Below are 16,321 nucleotides of genomic sequence, written 5' to 3' on the forward strand. Positions count from 1 at the left end.
TAAAAACGAGTGTAGACAAGCGGCGAAAAAAAACCGCCGGGGCAACCCGGCGGTCTTGTTATTTTCTTCGCAGCAGGAGGATTAATAGAAATCGTGAGCGGCTTTCTCCGCCTGCGCCATCCACACCGGCTGCTCGCTGGTTTTCGACCACACCCGGTGCAGCCAGCTGTAATAGCGGGCGCGATCTTTCCAGAACAGCATCACCGGCAGCGCTGCGACGCCAGCCACGACGGCGAAAGCACGACGCAGCAAAATAATATGAGCAGGATAAGCTTTGTACAACGCCATCATTTCTCTCCCCTTTGTCAGGCCGGCAAGCAGCGCCGGTAAAATTAATCATGTTTGTCTGAGCAAAATAATACCGCTCTGCTTGTAATTTTACTACTCATCCGACCACTAAAAAGCACGTATTTATACTTAATTTACATTCGCCACGTAAATTAGTTACGAAAAAGTTAAATTAATACTAACCATCAGTTAATTTGTGCCTTTGTCATTTTTATACTTTTTTTACACCGCACCCGCGGATTTTTGCGAAATCTTTGCGCCGTAATTTCTATCCTCCAGGTAAATCGAAAACACACCCGGAGGTGGATTGTGACTGCAGGCGTACTCACTGGCGTTGGGCTGGTGTTCCTGTTACTGGCTTATCTGGTTTATGCCTTGATACATGCGGAGGCATTCTGATGGCTGCCCAGGGATTTTTATTATTAGCCAGCTATCTGCTGGTATTGCTGGTGCTGGCGCGCCCGCTGGGGATGTGTCTGGCGAGAATGGTGAACGATATCCCGCTTCCCGGCCTTGCCGGGGTCGAGCGCGTCTTGTGGCGCGTGGCCGGGATCCGCGCCGAAGAGATGGGCTGGCTGCAGTATTTGCTGGCGCTCCTGCTGTTTAACGCCCTCGGCGGCCTGGCGCTGTTTGCCCTGCTGATGCTCCAGGGCGTGCTGCCGTTTAACCCGCAGCACCTGCCGGGGCTGTCATGGGATCTGGCGCTCAATACCGCGATCAGCTTTGTCAGCAATACCAACTGGCAGGCTTACGCCGGCGAAAGCACCATGAGTTATCTCAGCCAGATGGTCGGCCTGACGGTGCAGAATTTCCTCTCCGCCGCCACCGGCATCGCCGTGGTCTTCGCCCTGACCCGCGCCTTCGCCCGGCAGAAAATGTCGACCCTCGGCAATGCCTGGGTCGACCTGACGCGCATTACCCTGTGGCTGCTGCTGCCGCTCTCTCTGCTGGTGGCCCTGTTCTTTATTCAGCAGGGCGTGCCGCAGAATCTGCAGGCCTACCAGCCCTTTACCACCCTCGAAGGGGTGCACCAGCTGCTGCCGATGGGGCCTGTCGCCTCACAGGAAGCGATTAAGCTGCTGGGCACTAACGGCGGCGGTTTCTTCAATGCCAACTCCGCCCATCCGTTTGAAAACCCGACCGCGCTGACCAATCTCGTGCAGATGCTGGCGATCTTCCTGATCCCGGCGGCGCTGTGCTTCGCCTTCGGCGAGGTGGTAAGCGATCGGCGTCAGGGACGCGCCATCCTGTGGGCAATGACGCTGATCTTTATCCTCTGCGTCGCCGTGGTGATGTGGGCGGAGACCCGCGGCAATCCGCATCTGCTGACGCTGGGTGCCGACAGCACCCTGAATATGGAAGGAAAAGAGAGTCGCTTCGGTATTCTCGCCAGCAGTCTGTTCGCGGTGATCACCACCGCCGCCTCCTGCGGCGCGGTCAATGCCATGCATGACTCCTTCACCGCGCTGGGCGGCATGGTGCCAATGTGGCTGATGCAGATTGGCGAAGTGGTATTCGGCGGCGTCGGCTCGGGCCTGTACGGCATGCTGCTGTTCGTTATGCTGGCGGTATTTATCGCCGGGCTGATGGTCGGCCGCACCCCGGAGTACCTCGGGAAGAAAATCGATGTCCGGGAAATGAAAATGATCGCCCTCGCCATTCTGGTCACCCCGACGCTGGTGTTGCTCGGCACGGCGCTGGCGATGATGACCGACGCCGGCCGCGCCGGGATGTTCAACCCTGGACCGCACGGCTTTAGCGAAGTGCTGTACGCCGTCACCTCGGCGGCCAATAACAACGGCAGCGCCTTCGCTGGCCTGGGTGCGGCGACGCCGTTCTGGAACCTGCTGCTGGCGTTCTGCATGCTGGTCGGCCGCTTCGCCGTCATCATTCCGGTGATGGCCATCGCCGGCTCGCTGGTGGCGAAGAAAATTCAACCGGCCAGCCCCGGCACCCTGGCCACTCACGACGCCCTGTTTATCGGTTTACTGATCGGCACCGTGCTGCTGGTGGGCGCCCTGACCTTTATTCCTGCGCTGGCGCTTGGCCCGCTGGCTGAACACTTTTCCTTACTTTGAGCGATGCGGAGCACCCTGTTATGAGTCGCAAACAATTAGCCCTGCTGGAGCCGACGCTGGTGCGCCAGGCGCTGCTGGATGCCGTGAAAAAACTCAGCCCGATGGTGCAATGGCGCAATCCGGTGATGTTTATCGTCTGGGTGGGCAGTCTGTTAACCACCCTGCTGGCGATCGCCATGGCTGGCGGCGCCCTGACCGGTAGCGCCACCTTTACCGCCGCCGTCAGTATCTGGCTGTGGTTTACCGTGCTGTTCGCCAACTTTGCCGAAGCGATGGCGGAAGGCCGCAGCAAAGCCCAGGCCAACAGCCTGAAAGGGGTGAAAAAAACGGCCTTCGCCCGCAAACTGCGCGCCCCGCAGCATGACGCGCCGGTCGACCACGTGCCGGCGGAAGACCTGCGCAAAGGCGACGTGGTGCTGGTGGAAGCCGGGGATATTATCCCCTGCGATGGCGAAGTCATCGAAGGCGGCGCCTCGGTGGACGAAAGCGCCATTACCGGCGAGTCTGCCCCGGTGATCCGTGAATCCGGTGGCGATTTTGCCTCGGTGACCGGCGGGACACGCATTCTCTCCGACTGGCTGGTGATCCGCTGCAGCGTGAACCCGGGAGAAACCTTCCTCGACCGGATGATCGCCATGGTGGAAGGCGCCCAGCGCCGTAAAACGCCGAACGAGATCGCCCTGACGATCCTGCTGATCGCCCTGACGCTGGTGTTCCTGCTGGCCACCGCCACCATCTGGCCCTTCTCGGCGTGGAGCGGCAATGCGGTCAGCGTTACCGTACTGGTCGCCCTGCTGGTGTGCCTGATCCCGACCACCATCGGCGGGCTGCTGTCGGCCATCGGCGTCGCCGGGATGAGCCGTATGCTCGGCGCCAACGTGATCGCCACCAGCGGCCGCGCGGTGGAAGCCGCTGGCGACGTCGATGTCCTGCTGCTGGATAAAACCGGGACCATTACCCTCGGCAACCGCCAGGCCTCCGCCTTCCTGCCGGCGCGCGGCGTGGAAGAGCGAACCCTCGCCGACGCCGCCCAGCTCTCCTCGCTGGCGGATGAAACCCCTGAGGGGCGCAGCATCGTGGTGCTGGCGAAACAGCGCTTTAATCTGCGCGAACGCGATCTGCAGTCGCTGCACGCCACCTTTGTCCCCTTTACCGCGCAAACGCGGATGAGCGGCATCAATATCGATCAGCGCATGATCCGCAAAGGGTCGGTGGACGCCATTCGCCGCCACGTGGAGGCCAACGGCGGCCACTTCCCTGCCGATGTCGATAAACAGGTGGAAGAGGTCGCCCGCCAGGGGGCCACGCCGCTGGTGGTCGCCGAAGGGGAAAAGGTGCTGGGGATTATTGCGCTCAAAGATATCGTCAAAGGCGGCATCAAAGAACGTTTCGCCCAGCTGCGCAAAATGGGCATTAAAACGGTGATGATCACCGGCGATAACCGCCTGACCGCCGCGGCGATCGCCGCCGAGGCCGGCGTCGATGATTTCCTCGCCGAAGCGACGCCGGAAGCCAAGCTGGCGCTGATCCGCCAGTATCAATCGGAAGGTCGGCTGGTGGCGATGACCGGCGACGGCACCAACGACGCGCCCGCGCTGGCTCAGGCCGACGTGGCGGTGGCCATGAACTCCGGCACCCAGGCGGCGAAGGAAGCGGGCAACATGGTCGACCTGGATTCCAACCCCACCAAGCTGATTGAGGTGGTCCATATCGGCAAACAGATGTTAATGACGCGCGGCTCGCTGACCACCTTCAGTATTGCCAACGACGTGGCGAAATATTTCGCCATTATTCCGGCGGCGTTTGCCGCGGTCTATCCTCAGCTGGCCATGCTGAACGTGATGGGCCTGCATTCGCCCTCATCGGCGATCCTCAGCGCCGTTATCTTCAACGCGCTGATCATCGTCTTCCTGATCCCGCTGGCCCTGAAAGGCGTCAGCTATCGCCCGCTCTCCGCCTCGGCGATGCTGCGCCGCAACCTGTGGATCTACGGCCTCGGCGGTCTGCTGGTGCCCTTTATCGGTATTAAAGCCATCGACCTGCTGCTGACCCTGAGCGGTCTGGTGTGAGGAACAAACTATGTCATTGATTCGTCCGGCACTTGTGCTATTTATTCTGTTAACGCTGCTCACCGGCGGCGTCTATCCTCTGCTTACCACCAGCCTGGGACAATGGTGGTTTAACTCACAGGCCAACGGCTCGCTGATCCGCCTGAACGGTGAAGTGCGCGGCTCGGCGCTGATTGGCCAGAACTTCACCGCCGCAGGCTATTTCCAGGGCCGCCCGTCGGCCACCGCGGAGACGGCGGATAATCCCATGGCCTCTGGCGGCAGCAACCTCGCCGCCAGCAACCCGGCGCTGGATAAAGCGGTGAGCGAGCGCGTGCAGGCCCTGCGCGCCGCCAACCCGGACGCCGACCCGCGGGTGCCGGTCGAACTGGTCACCACCTCGGCGAGCGGTCTCGATAACAACCTGACTCCGGCCGCCGCGCTGTGGCAGGTGCCCCGGGTGGCTCAAGCGCGCCAGCTGAGCGTTGAGCAGGTAACCCAGTTGGTGAATCAGGCCACACAAACCCCGCTGCTGAGCTTCCTTGGCCAGCCGGTGGTCAATATACTGCAACTCAATATGGCGCTGGATGCCCTGAAGGATAAGTAAATGAGTGACGAGCCGCTGCGCCCGGACCCTGACCGCCTGCTGCAGCACACCGCCGCCCCGCATCGCGGCAAACTTAAAGTGTTCTTTGGCGCCTGCGCCGGGGTGGGGAAAACCTGGGCGATGCTGGCGGAAGCGCAGCGGCTGCGCGCCCAGGGGCTGGATATTCTGATTGGCGTGGCGGAGACCCACGGCCGTAAAGAGACCGCCGCGATGCTGCAGGGCCTGAGCACTCTGCCGCCGCGGCGGCTTGCCCATCGCGGGCGGTACGTCTATGAGTTCGATCTCGACGCCGCCCTCGCCCGCCGTCCGGCGCTGATTCTGGTGGATGAGCTGGCGCACAGCAATGCGCCAGGCTCCCGCCATCCAAAGCGCTGGCAGGATGTGGATGAACTGCTGGAGGCCGGGATAGATGTTTTCACTACCGTTAACGTCCAGCATCTGGAAAGCCTGAATGACGTCGTCAGCGGGATCACCGGCGTGCAGGTGCGGGAGACGGTTCCCGATCCCTTCTTTGACGCCGCGGACGACGTGGTGCTGGTGGACCTCCCCCCTGACGATCTGCGCCAGCGGCTCAATGAGGGCAAAGTCTACATCGGCGGCCAGGCCGAGCGCGCTATCGAAAACTTTTTCCGCAAGGGCAATCTGATTGCGCTGCGCGAGCTGGCCCTGCGCCGCACCGCCGACCGCGTCGATGAGCAGATGCGCGCCTGGCGCGACCGCCAGGGCCAGGAGAAAGTCTGGCACACCCGCGATGCGATCCTACTCTGTATTGGGCACAACACCGGCAGCGAAAAGCTGGTGCGCGCCGCCGCCCGGCTCGCCGCCCGCCTGGGCAGCGTCTGGCATGCGGTGTATGTCGAGACCCCTTCCCTGCACCGGCTGCCGGAAGGCCGGCGGCGGGCTATTCTCGCCGCGCTGCGTCTGGCCCAGGAGCTGGGGGCCGAAACCGCCACCCTCTCCGACCCGTCGGAAGAGAAAGCGGTCCTCCATTACGCCCGCGAACATAACCTCGGCAAAATCGTCATTGGCCGCCAAAGCAAGCGCCGCTGGTGGGATCGCAGCGGCTTCGCCGATCGTCTGGCTCGCCATGCGCCGGACCTCGATCTGGTGGTGATCGCCCTCGATGAGAAACCCTTCCCCCTTGCCGCACGCGCCAGCGACAGCCGTCCGGCGCTGGAGAAATGGCGCCTGCAGCTGCAGGGCTGCGTGGTGGCGGTGGCGCTATGCGCCATCATTACCCTGGTGGCCATGCAGTGGTTGATGGCCTTCGAAGCCGCCAACCTGGTGATGCTCTATCTGCTGGGGGTGGTGCTCATCGCCCTGGTCTATGGCCGCTGGCCGTCGGTGCTGGCGACGGTGATCAACGTCATCAGCTTCGATCTCTTTTTTGTCGCCCCGCGCGGGACGCTGGCGGTGTCGGATGTCCAGTATCTGCTCACCTTCGGCGTGATGCTCACCGTAGGCCTGCTTATCGGCAACCTCACCGCCGGCGTACGCTACCAGGCGCGGGTGGCGCGCTACCGTGAACGCCGTACCCGCCATCTGTATGAGATGTCTAAAGCGCTGGCGGTGGGTCGCAGCCAGCAGGATATCGCCACCACCAGCGAGCGATTTATCGCCTCCACCTTTCAGGCCCGCAGCCAGCTGCTGCTCCCGGACGCCCAGGGAAAACTGCTGCCCTTAACCCACCAGCCAGGGCTGACCCCGTGGGATGATGCCATCGCCCGCTGGAGCTTTGATAAGGGCCAACCTGCCGGCGCCGGCACCGATACCCTGCCCGGCGTGCCGTATCAGATCTTGCCCCTGAAGAGCGCCGCCCGCACCTGGGGACTACTGGTGGTGGAACCGGAGAATCTGCGCCAATTGATGATCCCGGAGCAGCAGCGGCTGCTGGAGACCTTTACCCTGCTGGTGGCCAGCGCCCTGGAGCGCCTCACCCTGACCGCCAGCGAAGAGCAGGCCCGTCTGACCAGCGAGCGGGAAAGCCTGCGTAACTCGCTGCTCGCCGCCCTGTCGCACGATCTGCGTACTCCGCTGACCGTGCTGTTTGGCCAGGCGGAAATTCTGACCCTCGATCTGGCCAGCGAAGGTTCAAAACATGCCCCGCAGGCCAACGAAATCCGCCAGCATGTGCTCAACACCACCCGGCTGGTGAACAACCTGTTGGATATGGCGCGGATCCAGTCCGGCGGCTTTAATCTGCATAAGGAGTGGCTGACGCTGGAGGAAGTGGTCGGCAGCGCGCTGCGCATGCTCGAGCCAAGCCTCGGCGGCCAGCATATTCAGCTGGATTTACCCGATCCCCTCCAGCTGGTGCATGTCGACGGGCCGCTGTTCGAGCGGGTGCTGATCAACCTGCTGGAAAATGCCCATAAGTATGCCGGCGCCCGGGCGAGCATCGGCATTCGCGCCGAGGCGGACGCCCGGCAGCTGTCGCTGGAAGTATGGGATAACGGTCCTGGGATCCCGGCAGGCCAGGAACAGACTATCTTTGATAAATTCGCCCGCGGCAACAAAGAGTCGGCGATCCCTGGCGTCGGGCTGGGCCTTGCCATCTGTCAGGCCATCGTCGACGTCCACGGCGGGACCATCTCCGCCAGCAACCGGCCCGAGGGCGGCGCCTCATTCCGTGTTACACTGCCTGGAGAAACGCCCCCTGAACTGGAAGAGCTACCTGAGGAATTGTGATTAACGTTCTGATTATCGAAGACGAACACGCTATCCGACGCTTTCTGCGCACCGCGCTGGAAGCCGACGGCATGCGCGTATTTGAAGCGGAAACCCTGCAGCGTGGGCAGATTGAAGCCGCCACCCGTAAGCCCGACCTCGCGATCCTCGATCTCGGCCTGCCGGATGGCGACGGCATTGATTTTATTCGCGACCTGCGTCAGTGGAGCCAGATGCCGATTATCGTCCTGTCAGCGCGTAGCGAAGAGCATGACAAAATTGCCGCCCTGGATGCCGGCGCCGATGACTACTTAAGTAAACCCTTTGGCATCGGCGAGCTGCAGGCCCGCCTGCGCGTCGCGCTGCGTCGCCACGGCGCGGCGCAGGCCGATGAGCCGGTGGTGCGCTTCGCTGACCTGGAGGTCAATATCCCCGCCCGCCGCATCCTGCGCGGCAGCGAAGAGATCCACCTGACGCCTATCGAGTTTCGCCTGCTGGCGGCGCTGTTGAATAATCCCGGCAAAGTGCTTACCCAGCGTCAGCTGCTGAATCAGGTGTGGGGGCCTAACGCCGTGGAGCACAGCCACTATCTGCGGATCTATATGGGTCATCTGCGACAAAAGCTGGAGACCGATCCGGCACGGCCGCAGCATTTGCTGACCGAAACCGGGATTGGCTATCGCTTTATGCCCTGAATCCCGCCTCTGCAGTACCAGAGGCTGGCGATTTTCAGCCCTTCAGAGAGCAGCAGAAAGCCTGCCAGGATCGCTACATGCCTGATGCCGGCAGCCTGAATCAGCCACAGGCCCAGCGATAGCGAAGGCTGCATGAACAGCAGCCTGAGCGGCGCCTGCCCCCAGGCCAGCCACAGCGCATAGCGGCTCTGGCGGAAAAAAAAGATCATCGATAGCGGGATGCTGATAATCAGCAGAACATTCAGCGGGTACAGCCAGACCGCCGCGGAGCCCCAGGTGTGCAGCAGCTGGAGATAAGCCAGCAGATCGTCGTAAAAAGGGAGGCGGCGGTGGGCAATATTCCACCATAAGAATTGCAGGACGAAAAAGAGATCCATCCACGCCCAGAACAAAAACAGGGACTTCCGTTGTATTTTCATCGCTATCCTTGCGAAAAAAATCAGGCCCGCAAGGGGCCTGATGGTAGTGCGTTGTTAAGCGTTCTTCAGCACTTCGCTGACAATCTCTACCGCTTCTTTTTCAATCAGCTTGCGATGCTCTTCGCCGAGGAAGCTTTCGCAGTAGATCTTGTAGGCGTCTTCGGTGCCTGACGGACGCGCCGCGAACCAGCCGTTGTCGGTCATCACCTTGAGGCCGCCAATCGCCGCCCCGTTGCCCGGCGCCGCGGTCAGACGGGCAGTGATCGGATCCCCCGCCAGGGTGTCAGCGCTGACCATTTCCGGAGAGAGCTTGGACAGCGCCGCTTTCTGCGCGGAGGTCGCGGAAGCCTGCAGACGGTTATAGCTCGGCGCACCGAAGCGTTCCGCCAGTTCGTTGTAATGCTCCTGCGGGTTTTTCCCGGTCACCGCGGTGATTTCCGCCGCCAGCAGGCACATGATGATGCCGTCTTTATCGGTGGACCACGGCGTGCCGTCGAAGCGCAGGAAGGAGGCCCCGGCGCTCTCTTCGCCGCCGAAGCCGAAGCTGCCATCGAACAGGCCGTCGACAAACCACTTAAAGCCCACCGGCACTTCCACCAGCTTGCGGCCCAGATCGTTCACCACGCGGTCAATCATCGCGGAGGAGACCAGCGTTTTACCCACCGCCACCTCTTTGCCCCACTGCGGACGATGCTGGAACAGGTAGTTGATCGCTACCGCCAGGTAGTGGTTCGGGTTCATCAACCCCGCCGGGGTGACAATCCCGTGGCGGTCGTAATCCGGGTCGTTAGCAAACGCCAGATCGAACTTATCGCGCAGCGCCAGCAGGCCGGCCATCGCACACTCTGAGGAGCAATCCATGCGGATGGCGCCGTCTTTATCGAGGTGCATAAAGCGGAAGGTCTGATCCACCTGATCGTTAACAATGGTCAGATTGAGCTTGTAGTGCTCGCCAATGCGTTTCCAATATTCGATACCGGACCCGCCCAGCGGATCGACGCCCAGCGTCAGGCCGGCTTTCTGGATTGCGGCCATATCGACGATATCCGCCAGCCCCTCAATGAACGGCTGCACCAGATCCTGTTCTTTAACGTGGCCAGAAGCCAGCGCCGCGTCCAGAGAAATGCGTTTCACGCCCTGCAGGCCCGCGGCCAGCAGTTCGTTGGCGCGGTTTTCCACCACTTTGGTGACGTTGGTATCAGCCGGGCCGCCGTTTGGCGGATTGTACTTGATACCACCATCTTCCGGCGGGTTGTGTGACGGGGTGATCACAATGCCGTCCGCCAGCGGACCGCCTTTTTTGTTATGCACCAGAATCGCGTTGGAGACCGCCGGCGTCGGGGTGAAGCCGTTGTTTTCCTGCACGATCACGTCGACGCCGTTGGCGGTTAACACTTCCAGCACCGAAATAAACGCCGGCTCGGAGAGGGCGTGGGTATCTTTGCCGACATAGCACGGACCGGTGATCCCGTTTTTCGCACGATCTTCCGCAATGGCCTGGGCGATGGCCAGGATATGCGGTTCGTTGAAGTTGTGGCGCGCCGCGCTACCGCGATGGCCAGAGGTGCCGAATTTTACCGCATGCTCCGCATTACCGACTTCAGGCTTCAGCACGTAGTACTGAGCAGTCAGTTGGGCGACGTTAATCAAATCACTCTGTTGCGCAGGCTGCCCCGCACGTTTATCGATTGCCATTGCCTGATCCTTCTGGTGCAAATGTTAAAAAGCTAGATCGTGCCGCAAACCTTTTCAATCAGCTCCGCAGGGAACTGCATCGACTGCATGATGTGCTCAATCATGCTGCATTTACGGCCGGTATTGGTATTGGTGATCACCCACCACGGTGTACCAGGAACCTGTTTCGGTTTGGTCTGATTACCGCTTTTCAGCAGCGTACGCGCATCTTCCGCGAAGTAAACGCGCGTGCGGCCGTGCAGAGACTCGGTGGCCTCGGCAAATGCTTTACTGTCCAGGGAGTAGAGGGTCGTCAACACCAGCATAAAACGGTTCACCGCGCGCTTCTGCTCGGCGTATTCATCAGATAACAGCATCTCGCGCATGGCGCGGACTTTATCTTTCACCGGGTTAGCGGGTTTCACCTCAGCGACAGGCGCTGGCGCCAGCGTCGGCGCGGCTTTGCTGACCGGTGTAGCCGGTTGGGAAACGGCGGAAAATTTTAGCATACGCCGTAAAATGTCGGATGCGCTCTCGCCGATATGCAGAGTGTGGCTGGCAATATAGCGATAGAGTTCATCATCAACTTCAATTGTTTTCATCTTAATCCAGTGCGATATCTTTTCTGAATACAAATCGTTGGGATTATAAGTACAAATCCCAACCGCGGATAGCGTCAAACCAGGATGGCGGTAAAACTCAGAAAACTTCTGGGTCTTGCAGCCGGATGGCAGAATGTCCAACATAATACCCTAACCCGACGGAGCGAAAAAAAGAACTTTGCCATGAAATTAAATAGCCGAGCGCAATCTGCACAGAATCCGCACAACCACTCCCCGATCGTGCTGGTCCACGGTCTGTTTGGCAGCCTGGACAACCTGGGCATCCTCGCCCGCGACCTGATCGCCGACCATGATATTGTGCAGGTCGATATGCGCAACCACGGTTTGTCGCCGCGGTCGCCAGAGATGACCTACCCCGCCATGGCGCAGGATCTGCTTGATACGCTCGACGCGCACCAGATCGAGCGCGCCACCTTTATCGGCCATTCGATGGGCGGGAAAGCGGTAATGGCGCTTACCGCCCTGGCGCCTGAACGCATCAGCGGTCTGGTGGCGATCGATATCGCGCCGGTGGATTATCACGTTCGCCGCCATGATGAGATTTTCGCCGCTATCCGCGCCGTCAGCGAATCCGCCGCCAGCACCCGCCAGCAGGCGGCGCAGGTGATGCACGAGCACCTGCAGGAAGAAGGCGTGATTCAGTTCCTGCTGAAATCATTCGTCGAGGGCGACTGGCGCTTCAACGTGCCGGTGCTGTGGGACCAGTATCCGCATATCGTCGGCTGGGAAACCATCCCGGCCTGGCCGCACCCGACGCAGTTTATTCCCGGCGGCAACTCGCCCTATGTGACCGACGCCTACCGCGACGCGCTGCTGGCCCAGTTCCCGCAGGCCCGGGCCCACGTCATCGCCGGCGCCGGACACTGGGTCCATGCCGAGAAACCCGAGGCGGTGTTACGCGCCATCCGCCGCTATCTGACGAGCATCGCCGCCTGATTGGCTAAAATATGCCCGACCGCGCCGCAGAATGCCCGCGGTCGTTGGCGCAGCCGTTCGCCTGATGTATGATGGCGCGCTATCTGCGCCGGCTAGAGCCCGGCAGCTTGTTTCCCCGAAGTCACTCAGAATCATGGCAAAAGAACAAACGGACCGTACGACATTAGATTTGTTCGCAAACGAGCGTCGCCCGGGAAGACCGAAAACCAATCCGCTGTCGCGCGATGAACAACTGCGCATCAACAAACGTAACCAGCTGAAACGCGATAAGGTTCGCGGGCTGAAGCGCGTGGAGTTAAAACTCAACGCCGATGCGGTCGATGCGCTCAACGAGCTGGCGGAAGCGCGTAATATGAGCCGCAGCGATCTCATTGAAGAGATGCTGATGACCCAGTTAACCGCCCTGCGCAGCCAGGGAAAAGTCTAACTTTCCGCGAAAAACCCGCATTCATGTAGCAGAGTGTGCAGTCGGGCGTGATTGCTGTTTCCGCGCCCTTGCCTGTTCTGCTATGATTGCCGTTATCTATGGGCATTGCGTCCCTACCACATCATTTAAGTTTCAAGAGGTTATTTTACTCATGGCAATCATCGGCATCTTTTTTGGCAGCGACACCGGCAACACCGAAAATATTGCAAAAATGATTCAAAAGCAGCTTGGTAAAGATGTTGCTGATGTTCACGACATTGCCAAAAGCAGCAAAGAAGACCTGGAAGCCCACGACATCCTGCTGCTCGGTATCCCGACCTGGTACTACGGTGAAGCGCAGTGTGACTGGGATGACTTCTTCCCGACGCTGGAAGAGATCGACTTCAATGGCAAACTGGTGGCGCTGTTCGGCTGCGGCGACCAGGAAGATTACGCAGAATACTTCTGCGACGCGCTGGGCACCATCCGCGACATCATTGAGCCGCGCGGCGCGACCATCGTCGGTCACTGGCCAACGGCGGGGTATCATTTTGAGGCTTCCAAAGGCCTGGCGGATGACGACCACTTCGTCGGCCTCGCCATCGATGAAGACCGCCAGCCGGAGCTGACCAACGAGCGCGTTGAGAAATGGGTGAAGCAGGTTGCCGAAGAGCTGCACCTCGAAGAAATCAAAAACGCCTGATGATTAAGCGGCGCAATCATTGAGTTGCGCTGCATTAATAGACAAAAGCAATCAAACTAATAGCTACAAGTTTTTAACTTTTAATCACATATCTGTACAATGTCCTCTGATTCTACGAGGCACGTGACGCAGTTTGTAGCTGGTGCCTCGTTTTTGACAGCAAACCAGGCCTGATGCTTGCAGTTTTCATTTACCAGTGGCAGTTCTATAATGAGACGCATTACGTCGGGTTAATTTCTGTATGACTTCCGTTGAAGGAAGTAGATCGTTTAGCAACAGGACAGATTCCGCATGACTGACAACAATACCGCATTAAAGAAGGCTGGCCTGAAAGTCACACTTCCTCGACTAAAAATCCTTGAAGTGCTGCAGGAACCGGATAACCATCATGTCAGTGCGGAAGACTTATATAAACGCCTGATCGACATGGGCGAAGAGATCGGTCTGGCGACCGTTTACCGCGTCCTCAACCAGTTTGATGACGCCGGCATCGTGACTCGTCATAATTTCGAAGGCGGAAAATCCGTTTTCGAACTGACCCAGCAGCATCACCACGATCACCTGATCTGCCTCGACTGCGGCAAAGTGATCGAATTCAGCGACGACTCGATCGAATTACGCCAGCGTGAAATTGCCTCCCGCCACGGCATCCGCCTGACCAACCACAGTCTGTATCTGTACGGTCACTGTGCGGAAGGGGATTGCCGCGAGGACGAACACGCCCACGACGCGGTGGAAAAATAATTCCCCGTTTCGCTGAGACTGAAAAGCCAACCTGCCGGTTGGCTTTTTTATGGGCGCCTCTGGCGCCCTTCCCGCACACGCCCCTGGGGTGACTTTCCTCATCCCCGCTTTGTCCGGAGAGTTGATATGGAAATTCGCCAGCGGGGCGATCTCTGATCGGATCGGTCGTCGTCCGGTGCTGATGGGCATTACCGTGCTGGCGCTGCTCACCACCTGCCCGGTGATGCACTGGCTCACCGTCGCGCCCGATTTCACCCGTATGACGCTGGCCCTGCTATGGTTCTCGTTCTTCTTTGACATGTATAACGGCGCGATGGTCGCGGCGCTTACCGAAGTGATGCCGGTACACGTCCGCACCGTGGGCTTTTCGCTGGCCTTTAGTCTCGCTACTGCCATTTTCGGCGACCTGACGCCAGCTATTTCCACCGCACTGGTCGAGCTCACCGGCGATAAAAGCCCGCCGGGCTGGTGGCTAATGTGCGCCGCGCTGTGCGGATTCATTGCCACCGCGCTACTGTTCGTGCGGCTGAGCCGCGGCTATCAGCCGGCGGAGAGTCAGCGCAAAAAAAACAAACGGGCGGAGATATGCCCCGCCCGTTTGCCGCTGTCGTCTGATTTAATGGGTCGTATTATTGCTGCGGATCTCCTTCCAGATCTGATCGCAGCGCGCTTTCACCGCCTGATCGTTGCCGGTGCGGGTGGCCTGAATACACTGTTGGTAATCCAGGACGCGAACGCTCTCCTGGTTGGCGAACTGCTGGTGCTGTTTATCCTTTTTCAGCACATTCAGTACGCTCTGGCAGGCTTCAATCTTGTCCGGATTCCCTTCCGCCGTATTAATACAGGCGCTATAGGCATCTTTCAGTTTGGTGTCTTCTTTCGGCGCCGGCGACGTGGTACAGGCCACCAGGCCCGCTGCCATCATGGCAATAAGCAGCATTTTTTTCATTGTCGTTCTCCCAGAGGTGCGGCAGGCTCACGCCCGCCGCGCAGGCATCAGAAAATAGTGAACGGGGCGATAACCATGAACTTCACGTCGCGCTCATCCTGGAAGATGTTGCCGTAGCCGCCGCTCCAGCTCGGAATATCGGAATGGTTGTCGTATTGGGTAAAGTGCAGTTTGAACAGGGTGCCCTTCGCCCGCCCTTCCTGTACGGTATACATTGCATCCAGGCTATAGGCCGACTCTTTCAGGCGATAGTCAGGGTCATAGTACGCATCCGGAGAGGACATTCTGCCCGGCTTCGCATCCCAGGCGTAGACATAAGACGCGCCGAACGCCCAGCCCGGCATATCCCAGTTTTTCATGTCATACATCGCGCCAAAGAAGACCGCTTTTTCGCCGTTGGCGTTAAAGTCGGAGCGGTTATCCCACCAGATATCGAGACGACCATTGGAAGAGGCGTAGGTCGGGGTCATACGCTGCAGGAAGTAGCCCTGCTGGCCATCAGCCTTCACCCAGGTTCCCTCGAGACGCAGATCCAGGACATCCGCCACCTTATAACCAAAGGTTAACGCCTGCAGCCATGCGGTGCCATCATAGATGTCGTTGACCCCGCCGTTGCTGACCTTATCGCGGGTGCCGTAGAACTGGTAGCTGGTGCTCAGCGGCGCGCCGGCGACGTCAAACTTGTAGCTGGCTTTAGCAAAGTACTGATCGATATAGCCCTGAGCCTGACCAAATGCCGCCTCCAGCACCAGGTCATTTTTGAAATCATATTTAGCGCCGACGGAGTGGAGATAATCGACTTTGGTCTTCTTATCGTTCTGATAGAAATCGTCCATCTCGATATGCCATGGCGCTTTATACTCGTTCGTCCACATATAGGAGAAACTTAACGCGCCCGCCGTGCCATAGTCGAAGTTAGCCCCGGCCTCCGCCCCCTGATAGGTACCAGGCATAAAACTCCAGTGCGGGGCCAGCAGAGTCTGGCCGGTTGGCTGGATATAGCCCGCACGTGCCCACGCCGGACCATATTTGAATTTCGCTGCGGCTTTATACAGGCTGATGCCGCTCTTATCGCCGGAATAGTCTTCGTCATAGGCTTTGTTACGTGACGAGAAGGCAATTTCGTTCGGGTGGCCGCTATCGCCGTTCTCCGCCATTTCAATCGCGGTAAACGCGGCAATATCAAGGCCAAACATATCGGCGGCATAGCCGGACTGGAAGTCCAGGTTGGCGTTCCAGGTGGAGTGGGAAAGGTTGGTTTTGTATTTGTCGCCGTCGGTCACATCTTTACGGTCACGCTCACGCTGCCAGTAATAGATACCGCCGGTTAAGGTTGAATCATCGATAAAGCCTGCTGCGCTGGCCTGTGGAGCAACAACCCAGCCCGACATCGCGGTGACGGCGGCAATAGCCAGCGCCAGCGTACTACGTTTGCCACTAAACGTACGCATGTGCATATCCTCTTTGACGTTTTAAAAGGCGAA

16 protein-coding genes and 1 pseudogene are annotated in these 16,321 nt (G+C 59.4%); 11 read left to right on the top strand and 6 right to left on the bottom strand.

Annotated elements, in window-relative coordinates; all coding sequences use genetic code 11:
• Window positions 1-81 precede the first annotated feature (81 nt).
• Window positions 82-291, bottom strand: coding sequence for a DUF2517 family protein (locus tag AB1E37_RS17900; protein ID WP_004142243.1), 210 nt, complete (start codon window positions 289-291; stop codon window positions 82-84).
• 306 nt (window positions 292-597) lie between these two features.
• On the opposite strand from AB1E37_RS17900, the gene kdpF reads away from it, so the two are divergent.
• The 6 genes from kdpF to kdpE are packed head-to-tail and all read left to right on the top strand — an operon-like array spanning window position 598 to window position 8,383.
• The gene (gene kdpF, locus AB1E37_RS17905; protein WP_020323459.1) at window positions 598-687 is read left to right on the top strand and encodes a K(+)-transporting ATPase subunit F; all 90 of its coding nucleotides are present in this window, start codon (window positions 598-600) and stop codon (window positions 685-687) included.
• The gene (kdpA, locus tag AB1E37_RS17910; RefSeq protein WP_032447419.1) at window positions 687-2,366 is read left to right on the top strand and encodes a potassium-transporting ATPase subunit KdpA; all 1,680 of its coding nucleotides are present in this window, start codon (window positions 687-689) and stop codon (window positions 2,364-2,366) included. The genes kdpF and kdpA overlap by 1 nt, the downstream gene beginning before the upstream one ends.
• Before the next feature lie 20 nt (window positions 2,367-2,386).
• Window positions 2,387-4,435 (top strand): potassium-transporting ATPase subunit KdpB, encoded by a 2,049-nt coding sequence (gene kdpB, locus AB1E37_RS17915; protein WP_004147607.1) that lies wholly within the window; start codon window positions 2,387-2,389, stop codon window positions 4,433-4,435.
• Window positions 4,436-4,445: 10 nt separating this feature from the next.
• Window positions 4,446-5,021 carry a potassium-transporting ATPase subunit KdpC gene (gene kdpC / locus AB1E37_RS17920; RefSeq protein WP_004142248.1) on the top strand — a complete coding sequence of 192 codons (576 nt, stop codon included), beginning with the start codon at window positions 4,446-4,448 and terminating at the stop codon, window positions 5,019-5,021.
• Complete coding sequence (gene kdpD, locus AB1E37_RS17925) at window positions 5,022-7,709, top strand: two-component system sensor histidine kinase KdpD (RefSeq protein ID WP_004223680.1); 2,688 nt, start codon at window positions 5,022-5,024, stop codon at window positions 7,707-7,709.
• Window positions 7,706-8,383, top strand: coding sequence for a two-component system response regulator KdpE (gene kdpE, locus AB1E37_RS17930; RefSeq protein WP_004223679.1), 678 nt, complete (start codon window positions 7,706-7,708; stop codon window positions 8,381-8,383). Before kdpD ends, kdpE begins: the two co-directional genes overlap by 4 nt.
• On the opposite strand, the gene AB1E37_RS17935 is transcribed toward kdpE, so the two are convergent.
• The 3 genes from AB1E37_RS17935 to seqA are packed head-to-tail and all read right to left on the bottom strand — an operon-like array spanning window position 8,365 to window position 11,078.
• A complete protein-coding gene (locus AB1E37_RS17935; RefSeq protein ID WP_004223677.1) occupies window positions 8,365-8,802 on the bottom strand; it encodes a hypothetical protein in 438 nt (145 codons plus the stop codon). The two genes, kdpE and AB1E37_RS17935, sit on opposite strands and share 19 nt — an antisense overlap.
• A gap of 54 nt (window positions 8,803-8,856) precedes the next feature.
• Entirely contained in the window at window positions 8,857-10,497 is a 1,641-nt protein-coding gene (gene pgm / locus AB1E37_RS17940) for a phosphoglucomutase (alpha-D-glucose-1,6-bisphosphate-dependent) (RefSeq protein WP_002894773.1), read from the bottom strand.
• 32 nt (window positions 10,498-10,529) lie between these two features.
• A complete protein-coding gene (gene seqA, locus AB1E37_RS17945; RefSeq protein WP_002894771.1) occupies window positions 10,530-11,078 on the bottom strand; it encodes a replication initiation negative regulator SeqA in 549 nt (182 codons plus the stop codon).
• A 183-nt stretch (window positions 11,079-11,261) separates the two neighbouring features.
• Here seqA and ybfF point away from each other — a divergent pair, with 183 nt between their 5' ends.
• From ybfF to AB1E37_RS17970, 5 genes and pseudogenes are all read left to right on the top strand, one after another.
• Complete coding sequence (ybfF, locus tag AB1E37_RS17950) at window positions 11,262-12,035, top strand: esterase (RefSeq protein WP_004223669.1); 774 nt, start codon at window positions 11,262-11,264, stop codon at window positions 12,033-12,035.
• A gap of 133 nt (window positions 12,036-12,168) precedes the next feature.
• Window positions 12,169-12,462 (top strand): LexA regulated protein, encoded by a 294-nt coding sequence (ybfE, locus tag AB1E37_RS17955; RefSeq protein ID WP_002894767.1) that lies wholly within the window; start codon window positions 12,169-12,171, stop codon window positions 12,460-12,462.
• A gap of 151 nt (window positions 12,463-12,613) precedes the next feature.
• On the top strand, window positions 12,614-13,144 hold the full coding sequence (gene fldA, locus AB1E37_RS17960; RefSeq protein ID WP_002894765.1) for a flavodoxin FldA: 531 nt from the start codon (window positions 12,614-12,616) through the stop codon (window positions 13,142-13,144).
• Window positions 13,145-13,435: 291 nt separating this feature from the next.
• The gene (gene fur, locus AB1E37_RS17965) at window positions 13,436-13,888 is read left to right on the top strand and encodes a ferric iron uptake transcriptional regulator (protein ID WP_002894761.1); all 453 of its coding nucleotides are present in this window, start codon (window positions 13,436-13,438) and stop codon (window positions 13,886-13,888) included.
• Between the two features lie 142 nt (window positions 13,889-14,030).
• A pseudogene (locus AB1E37_RS17970) lies at window positions 14,031-14,447 on the top strand (hypothetical protein); the annotation flags it as partial.
• Window positions 14,448-14,504: 57 nt separating this feature from the next.
• Here AB1E37_RS17970 and chiQ read toward each other — a convergent pair.
• Both chiQ and chiP read right to left on the bottom strand, forming a co-directional pair.
• Complete coding sequence (gene chiQ, locus AB1E37_RS17975; RefSeq protein ID WP_002894759.1) at window positions 14,505-14,837, bottom strand: ChiQ/YbfN family lipoprotein; 333 nt, start codon at window positions 14,835-14,837, stop codon at window positions 14,505-14,507.
• Window positions 14,838-14,884: 47 nt separating this feature from the next.
• Window positions 14,885-16,288, bottom strand: a complete 1,404-nt coding sequence (chiP, locus tag AB1E37_RS17980; protein WP_004152230.1) for a chitoporin — start codon at window positions 16,286-16,288, stop codon at window positions 14,885-14,887.
• Window positions 16,289-16,321: the final 33 nt, after the last annotated feature.

Source organism: Klebsiella sp. Shm-1 (assembly GCF_040804525.1).
In the GTDB taxonomy this organism is placed as follows: Bacteria; Pseudomonadota; Gammaproteobacteria; order Enterobacterales; family Enterobacteriaceae; genus Klebsiella; species Klebsiella pneumoniae.